Source organism: Actinophytocola sp. (assembly GCF_035942955.1).
In the GTDB taxonomy this organism is placed as follows: domain Bacteria; phylum Actinomycetota; class Actinomycetes; order Mycobacteriales; family Pseudonocardiaceae; genus DASYTH01.
The window spans coordinates 1-8,088 of the sequence record NZ_DASZCQ010000297.1 but is presented as its reverse complement, the minus strand read 5'-3'; the positions used below and the strand labels follow the sequence as shown (position 1 = coordinate 8,088).

Sequence of the window (8,088 nt, the reverse complement as noted above, 5' to 3'; positions counted from 1 at the left end):
CTGCACGCGCAGCGCGCGGCGCGGCAACAACAGCGCGACCGCCACCCGGACGCCGGACCGGCCACGACCCCGATGGGGCCCTCACCGTTGCCTCCGCAGGGCGGCTTGCAGGGCCTGGAGCGGCTCGACGCCGATGTCCTGGCGGATGAGCGCTTCGATTCCGTGGACGGCGGCGGCGGCGCCCTGGATGGTGGTGACGCAGGGGATGTCGCGGGAGACGGCGGCGGTGCGGATCTCGTAGCCGTCGACGCGGGGGCCGGGGTTGCCGTATGGGGTGTTGATCACCATCTGGACGTCGCCGGACTTGATGATGTCGACGATGTTGTTCTCCCCCTCGAAATGTTTGCGCACGACGGTGCAGGGGATTCCGTTGCGGCGTAAGACCTCCGCGGTGCCGGTGGTGGCCAGGATCTCGAAGCCGAGGTCGGCGAGGCGCTTGACCGGGAAGATCATGGCCCGCTTGTCGCGGTTGGCCACGGAGACGAACACCTTGCCGGACAAGGGTAGCGAGCCGTAGGCGGCGGCCTGGGACTTGGCGAAGGCCTTGCCGAACGAGGCGTCGATGCCCATGACCTCGCCGGTGGACTTCATCTCGGGGCCGAGCAGGGAGTCGACGCCGTGCCCCTCGGGGGTGCGGAAGCGGTGGAACGGCAGCACGGCCTCCTTGACCGCAACCGGGGCGTCGGCGGGCATGTCTCCCCCGTCGCCGGACGGCGGTAGCAGGCCCTCGGCGCGCAGCTGGGCGATCGAGGCGCCGAGCATGATCCGGGCGGCGGCCTTGGCCAGCGGCACCGCGGTGGCCTTGGACACGAACGGCACCGTGCGCGACGCCCGCGGGTTGGCCTCGAGCACGTAGAGCACGTCGTCCTTGAGCGCGTACTGCACGTTGAGCAGGCCGCGCACCCCGATTCCGCGCGCGATGGCCTCGGTGGAGCGGCGGATGGCCTCCAGGTCGGTGTGCCCGAGTGTGATCGGTGGCAGCGCGCAGGACGAGTCGCCGGAGTGGATGCCGGCCTCCTCGATGTGCTCCATGACGCCGCCGATGAGCACCTCGTCGCCGTCGCACAGCGCGTCGACGTCGATCTCGATGGCGTCGTCGAGGAACCGGTCGACCAGCACGGGGTGCTCCGGGGAGACGGCCGTGGCCCGCTGGATGTACGACGCCAGCGACTGCTCGTCGTAGACGATCTCCATGCCCCGCCCACCGAGCACATAGGACGGTCGGACCAGCACCGGGTAGCCGATCTCGTCGGCGATCCGCTTGGCGCCGGCGAACGAGGTCGCGGTGCCGTAGCGCGGCGCGGGCAGCCCGGCCGTGGTGAGCACCTCGCCGAACGCGCCGCGGTCCTCGGCCAGGTGGATGGCCTCGGGCGGGGTGCCGACCACCGGCACCCCGGCGTCGGCCAGCCGCCGCGCGAGGCCCAGCGGGGTCTGCCCGCCGAGCTGCACGATCACCCCGGCCACGGTGCCGGACTGCCGTTCGGCGTGCACCACCTCGAGCACGTCTTCGAAGGTGAGCGGCTCGAAGTAGAGGCGGTCGGCGGTGTCGTAGTCGGTGGACACGGTCTCCGGGTTGCAGTTGACCATGACGGTCTCGAACCCGGCGGCACGTAACGACATCGCGGCGTGCACGCAGGAGTAGTCGAACTCGATGCCCTGCCCGATCCGGTTCGGCCCGGAGCCGAGGATCAGCACCTTGGGCCGCTCCCGCTGCTCGGTCACCTCCGACTCCGCGGCCGGGTCCAGCTCGTAGGCCGAGTAGTGGTACGGGGTCCGGGCGGCGAACTCGGCGGCGCAGGTGTCGACGGTCTTGAACACCGGGCGGATGCCCAGCCGGTGCCGCAGCGCGCGCACCCCGTTCTCCCCGGCCAGCTCCGGGCGCAGCGCCGCGACCTGCCGGTCGGAAAGGCCGGAGCGCTTGGCCCTGCGCAGCATCGGCGCGTCCAGCACGGGCGCGGCCTGCAGCTCGGTGCGCAGCTCGACCAGCGAGAGGATCTGGTCGACGAACCAGGGGTCGATCCCGGACGCCTCGGACACCTCGGCGACGCCGGCCCCCAGCCGCAGCGCCCGCTCCACCGTGTACAGCCGGCCGTCGTGCGGTTGCCGCAGGGCCTCCACAGTGGACTCGAGGGTCGCGTCCGGGTCCGGCGTGGTCCAGAAGCCGGCCTCCTTGGTCTCCATCGAGCGCAGCGCCTTGCCGAGCGCCTCGACGAAGTTGCGGCCGAGCGACATGGCCTCGCCGACGCTCTTCATGGTGGTGGTCAGCGTCGGGTCGGCGCCGGGGAACTTCTCGAAGGCGAACCGCGGCACCTTGACCACCACGTAGTCCAGCGTCGGCTCGAAGCTGGCCGGGGTCTCACCGGTGATGTCGTTGCGGATCTCGTCGAGCGTGTAGCCGATGGCCAGCTTGGCGGCGATCTTGGCGATCGGGAAGCCGGTGGCCTTGGACGCCAGCGCCGACGAGCGGGACACCCGGGGGTTCATCTCGATCACGACCAGCCGCCCGGTCCGCGGGTGGACGGCGAACTGGATGTTGCAGCCGCCGGTGTCCACGCCGACCTCGCGCAGCACGGCGATCCCGACGTCGCGCATGTGCTGGTACTCGCGGTCGGTCAGGGTCATCGCCGGCGCCACGGTCACCGAGTCGCCGGTGTGCACGCCCATCGGGTCGACGTTCTCGATCGAGCAGACCACCACCACGTTGTCGTGCCGGTCGCGCATGAGCTCGAGCTCGTACTCCTTCCAGCCGAGCACGCTCTCCTCGATCAGCACCTCGGTCACCGGGCTCTCGGCGAGCCCGATCCCGGCCAGCCGCTCGAGCTGCTCGTCGGTGTGCGCCATGCCCGAGCCGAGGCCGCCCATGGTGAAGCTGGGCCGGATCACCACCGGCAGGCCCAGCTCCTTGACCGCGGTGCGGACCTCGTCCATCGACCGGCACACCGCGCTGCGCGGCACGTCGGCGCCGACCGCGCGCACGATGTCCTTGAACCGCTGGCGGTCCTCGCCGCGCTGGATGGCCTCGATGTCGGCGCCGATCAGCTCCACGTTGTACTTCTCGAGCACGCCCTGCTCGTGCAGGGCGACGGCGGTGTTCAGCGCGGTCTGGCCGCCGAGGGTGGCCAGCAGCGCGTCCGGCCGCTCCCTGGCGATCACCTTCTCGACGAAGTCCACGGTGATCGGCTCGATGTAGGTGGCGTCGGCGAACTCCGGGTCGGTCATGATCGTCGCCGGGTTGGAGTTGACCAGGCTGACCCGCAGCCCCTCCTGCCGCAGCACCCGGCACGCCTGGGTGCCGGAGTAGTCGAACTCGCACGCCTGCCCGATCACGATCGGCCCCGAGCCGATCACCAGCACGTGCCCGATATCGGTCCGTCTAGGCATCGGCCATCAACCTCACGAACTCGTCGAACAGCAGCGCGGCGTCGTGCGGGCCGGCCGCGGCCTCCGGGTGGTACTGCACGCCGAACGCCGGCACCTCCAGCGCCCGTACCCCCTCCACGCAGCCGTCGTTGGGGCAGTAGTGGCTGACCACGGCCGGGCCGAACGGGGTGTCGAACCGCTCCCCCGGCTCGCCCTCCAGCGCGAACCCGTGGTTCTGCGCGGTGATCGCCACCCGGCCGGTGCCGGTGTCGATCACCGGGATGTTGATCCCGCGGTGGCCGTAGCGCAGCTTGTACGTTCCCCGGCCCAGCGCCCGGCCCAGGATCTGGTTGCCGAAGCAGATCCCGAACACCGGGATGCGCCGCTGCAGCACCGCCCTGGTCAGCTCGACCTCGTGGTCGGCGGTCGCCGGGTCGCCGGGGCCGTTGGCCAGGAACACCCCGTCCGGCTCGACGGCCAGTATGTCGTCCACGGTGGACGAGTTGGCCAGCACGTGGGTCTCGACGCCCCGCGCGGCGAGCATCCGCGGCGTGTTCGACTTGATGCCGACGTCGAGGGCGGCCACCCGGAACCGGGCCTCGCCGGCCGCCGGCACCACGTAGGTGGCCGAGGTGGTCACCTGGCCGGCGAGGTTGGCGCCGGCCATCGGCGGGGCGGCCAGCACCCGCTCGACCATGGTGTCCACATCGGACAGCTCGGTTCCGGAGAACACCCCGCCGCGCATCGCGCCCAGCTCGCGGATGTGCCGGGTGAGCGTGCGGGTGTCCACCCCGGAGATGCCGACCACGCCCTGCCTGGTCAGCTCCTCGTCCAGGCCGCGGCGGGACCGCCAGTTGGACGGCACGCGGGCCGGGTCGCGCACGACGTAGCCGGCCACCCAGATCCGGGCCGACTCGTCGTCCTCGTCGTTCCAGCCGGTGTTGCCGATCTGCGGGGCCGTGGCCACGACGATCTGCCGGTGGTAGGACGGGTCGGTCAGGGTCTCCTGGTACCCGGTCATCCCGGTGCAGAACACCACCTCGCCGAGGGTGGCGCCGACCGCGCCGAACGCGTCGCCGCGGAAGACCTTGCCGTCCTCGAGGACCAGGGCCGCCGGGGTTCTCATCGGCCATCCTTTCGTCGGACCGTGCCACTGTGGACGGTGAGCTCGCCGCGCAGCAGCGTGTGCACGACCCGCCCGGGCAGCTCCATGCCCTGGTACGGGGTGTTGCCGGCGATGCTGGCCAGCCCGGCCGCGTCGACCGTCCAGGTCGCGTCCGGGTCGACCAGGGTCAGCGTGGCCGGCTCGCCCCGCTCGATCGGGCGGCCCTGGTCGGGCAGCCCGGCGATCTCGGCCGGCCGCTCGCTCATCACCCTGGCCACTCCGCGCCAGTCAAGCAGGCCCGGCCGGACCATGGTGGCCACCACCACCGACAGCGCGGTCTGCAGGCCGAGCATGCCCGGCCGGGCCACCGACCACTCGCAGTCCTTGTCCTGCGGGGCGTGCGGGGCGTGGTCGGTGGCGACGCAGTCGAGCACGCCCTCGGCGAGGGCCGCGCGCAGCGCCTTGGTGTCCGCCTGGGTGCGCAGCGGCGGGTTGACCTTGTTCACCGGGTCGTACGTGGACAGCCGGTCGTCGTCGAGCAGCAGGTGGTGCGGCGTGACCTCGGCGGAGATCGTCGCCGCCTGCGGCTTGGCCCAGCGCAGGATCTCCGCGCTGCCCGCGGTCGAGACGTGGCAGACGTGCAGCCGCGCGCCGGTGTGCATGGCCAGCAGGCAGTCCCTGGCGACGATGGACTCCTCGGCCACCGCCGGCCAGCCGGTCAGGCCGAGCCGCGCGGCCAGCTCCCCGTCGTGGGCCTGCGCGCCGATCGTCAGCCGGGGCTCCTCGGCGTGCTGGGCGATCACCGCGTCCAGCGCAAGGGAGTACTCCAGCGCGCGGCGCATCAGCAGCGGGTCGGCCACGCAGTGCCCGTCGTCGGAGAACATCCGGACCCTGGCCGCGGACCGGGCCATCGTGCCCAGCTCGGCCAGCTGCTCACCGCCGAGGCCCACGGTGACCGCGCCGACCGGGTGCACGTCCACCAGGCCCACCTCGCGACCGCGCCGCCACACGTGCTCGACGATCACCGCGTTGTCGGCCACCGGATCGGTGTTGGCCATGGCGAACACCGCGGTGTAGCCGCCGAGCGCCGCGGCCGCCGAGCCGGTCTCGATGGTCTCGGCGTCCTCCCGGCCGGGCTCGCGCAGATGGGTGTGCAGGTCGACGAATCCCGGCAGGGCGATCAGCCCGCCGGCGTCGAGCACCTCGGCGCCGATGGTGTCCACTGTGGACCTCCGCTCGGCGATCACTCCGTCGCGCACGAGCAGGTCGACCGGCTCGCCCTCCCCGTACGGCCGGATCCCCTTGACCAGCAACGGGTTCACTATCTCTCCTCCTCGTGCGCGAGCAGGTGGTAGAGCACCGCCATCCGGACGTGCACGCCGTTGGCGACCTGCTGGGTGATGGCCGCGCGGTCCGAGTCGGCCACGGCGGAGGCGATCTCCATGCCGCGCAGCATCGGGCCGGGGTGCAGCACCACGGCGTGCTCGGGCAGCAGCCGCAGCCGGGCCTCGTTGAGCCCGTAGGCGATCGAGTACTCGCGCGCCGACGGGAAGAAGCCGCCGTGCATGCGCTCGGCCTGCACGCGCAGCATCATGATCGCGTCAAGGCCGGGTAGCTCGGCGTCCAGGTCGTGGCTGATCGGCACCTTCTCGTCGTCCAGCCAGCGGCGCAGGCCGTCCGGCAGCAGGGTCGGCGGGGCCACCAGCACCACCTCGGTTCCGAGCGTGCGCAGCAGGTGCAGGTTGGACCGGGCGACCCGGCTGTGCAGCACGTCGCCGACGATCGCGACCCGCCGCTCGGTCAGCGTGCCGAGCCGCTCCCGCAGCGTGGCCGCGTCCAGCAGCGCCTGGGTGGGATGCTCGTGGGTGCCGTCGCCGGCGTTGACCACCGACGTGGCGGTGTCTTTCAGCCAGGCGGCCAGCCGGTGCGCCGCGCCGGACGCCGGGTGCCGGATGATCACGCAGTCGGCGCCGGCCGCGGCCAGCGTGAGCGCGGTGTCCCGCAGCGACTCCCCCTTGCCGACCGACGAGCCGCTGGCCGAGACGTTGACCACGTCCGCGCTCATCCACTTGCCGGCGATCTCGAAGGACACCCTGGTGCGCGTGGAGTTCTCGTAGAACATCGTGACCACGGTGCGGCCGCGCAGCGTGGGCAGCTTGCGCACCTCCCGGCCGAGCAGCGTGCGCTTGAGGTTGTCGGCGGTGTCCAGCACGGCGGTGGCCGTGGCGGCGTCGAGCCCCTCGGTGGACAGCAGGTGCTTCATGTCGGCTCCTGGCGGCACAGCAGCACGGCGTCCCGGCCGTCGATCTCCTCGAGCAGGACCTCGATGTCCTCGTCCCGCGAGGTGGGCACGTTCTTACCGACGTAGTCCGCCCGGATCGGCAGCTCCCGGTGCCCGCGGTCGATCAGCGCGGCGAGCTGGACGGCGCTCGGGCGGCCGACGTCGCGCAGCGCGTCCAGGGCGGCCCGGATGGTGCGGCCGGAGAACAGCACGTCGTCGACCAGGATCACCAGCCGGTCGTCCACCCCGACGTCGGGCAGCGCGGTGGCGACCAGGGGGCGGGTGGGGCGGCGGCGCAGATCGTCGCGGTAGAGCGTGACGTCCAGCACGCCGGTGGGCACGGTGGCGCCGCTGAACTCGGCGATCCGCGCGGCCAGCCGGTTGGCCAGCGGCGCTCCCCGCGTAGGGATGCCGAGCAGCACGACGTCCTCGGCTCCGGACCCACCCAGAGCAGTCTTCTCGATGACCTGATGGGCCATCCGGGCGATGGTGCGCGCGACATCCCCGGCACCGAGCAACTCCCGCCGCAGTGCCGGATCCGTCGCGCCACGATTGCGCGGCGCCACGGTCGACCTCCTTCCCCGCCTCGCTGGACGGGTCATTAAAGGATGTCCGCATCGACCCCTCCCGCCGGGGTCCACGGCACCTTAGCAGGCAGAACGGATCAACCGACCGAGTGGTCTGAGTCGCATTCGTTACCTGTCCAGGGCAGATCAGCTTGACCTGGTGACAACTCTGGGTAACCATTACTCTGCGTGTTGATCTGAGGCTAACCCGCGGCGTGGCCGACGGGGCGAATGAATGGAGACTCGCCACATGGGCGACTACGCCAAGGCGCTGGGCAGCAAGCTCCGGGGCATCCGCCAGCAGCAGGGCCTTTCCCTGCACGGCGTCGAACAGAAGTCCGGCGGCCGCTGGAAGGCGGTCGTCGTCGGCTCGTACGAGCGCGGCGACCGCGCCGTCACCGTGCAGAAGCTGGCCGAGCTCGCCGACTTCTACGGGGTTCCGGTGATGGAGCTGCTCCCGGAAGGCCGCGTCCCGTCGGGCGCCGAACCCGCCACCAAGATCGTCATCAACCTGGAACGGCTGCAACAGCTCCCCGCCGAGAAGGTCGGCCCGCTGGCTCGGTACGCCGCCACGATCCAGAGCCAGCGCGGCGACTACAACGGCAAGGTCCTGTCCATCCGCACCGAGGACCTCCGCTCGCTCGCCATCATCTACGACATGACCCCCGGCGAGCTCACCGAGCAGCTGATCGACTGGGGCGTGCTGCCGCCGGAAGCCCGCCCGTCCAAAGAGGACTGACGGCCGGGTGTCGTGAGCCTTTTGTGGTGCTATGGCC

The 8,088-nt window shown here is 71.7% G+C and carries 6 protein-coding genes; 1 reads left to right on the top strand and 5 read right to left on the bottom strand.

Going from position 1 to position 8,088, the window contains the following annotated elements:
* Positions 1 to 81: 81 nt before the first annotated feature.
* From carB to pyrR, 5 genes are read right to left on the bottom strand one after another with little or no spacing between them, the layout of a single operon-like run.
* Positions 82 to 3,381, bottom strand: coding sequence for a carbamoyl-phosphate synthase large subunit (gene carB, locus VGX25_RS29805; RefSeq protein ID WP_326921265.1), 3,300 nt, complete (start codon positions 3,379 to 3,381; stop codon positions 82 to 84).
* Positions 3,374 to 4,486 (bottom strand): glutamine-hydrolyzing carbamoyl-phosphate synthase small subunit, encoded by a 1,113-nt coding sequence (gene carA / locus VGX25_RS29800; protein WP_326921264.1) that lies wholly within the window; start codon positions 4,484 to 4,486, stop codon positions 3,374 to 3,376. The genes carB and carA overlap by 8 nt, the downstream gene beginning before the upstream one ends.
* The gene (locus tag VGX25_RS29795) at positions 4,483 to 5,787 is read right to left on the bottom strand and encodes a dihydroorotase (protein ID WP_326921263.1); all 1,305 of its coding nucleotides are present in this window, start codon (positions 5,785 to 5,787) and stop codon (positions 4,483 to 4,485) included. Before VGX25_RS29795 ends, carA begins: the two co-directional genes overlap by 4 nt.
* Positions 5,787 to 6,728, bottom strand: coding sequence for an aspartate carbamoyltransferase catalytic subunit (locus VGX25_RS29790; RefSeq protein ID WP_326921262.1), 942 nt, complete (start codon positions 6,726 to 6,728; stop codon positions 5,787 to 5,789). The genes VGX25_RS29795 and VGX25_RS29790 overlap by 1 nt, the downstream gene beginning before the upstream one ends.
* Entirely contained in the window at positions 6,725 to 7,312 is a 588-nt protein-coding gene (gene pyrR / locus VGX25_RS29785; protein ID WP_326921261.1) for a bifunctional pyr operon transcriptional regulator/uracil phosphoribosyltransferase PyrR, read from the bottom strand. The genes VGX25_RS29790 and pyrR overlap by 4 nt, the downstream gene beginning before the upstream one ends.
* Positions 7,313 to 7,562: 250 nt before the next feature.
* Between pyrR and VGX25_RS29780 the strand changes: the two genes are divergently transcribed.
* Positions 7,563 to 8,051: a transcriptional regulator gene (locus VGX25_RS29780; RefSeq protein ID WP_326921260.1), complete on the top strand. Its 489-nt coding sequence runs from the start codon at positions 7,563 to 7,565 to the stop codon at positions 8,049 to 8,051.
* The last annotated feature ends 37 nt before the right edge of the window (positions 8,052 to 8,088 follow it).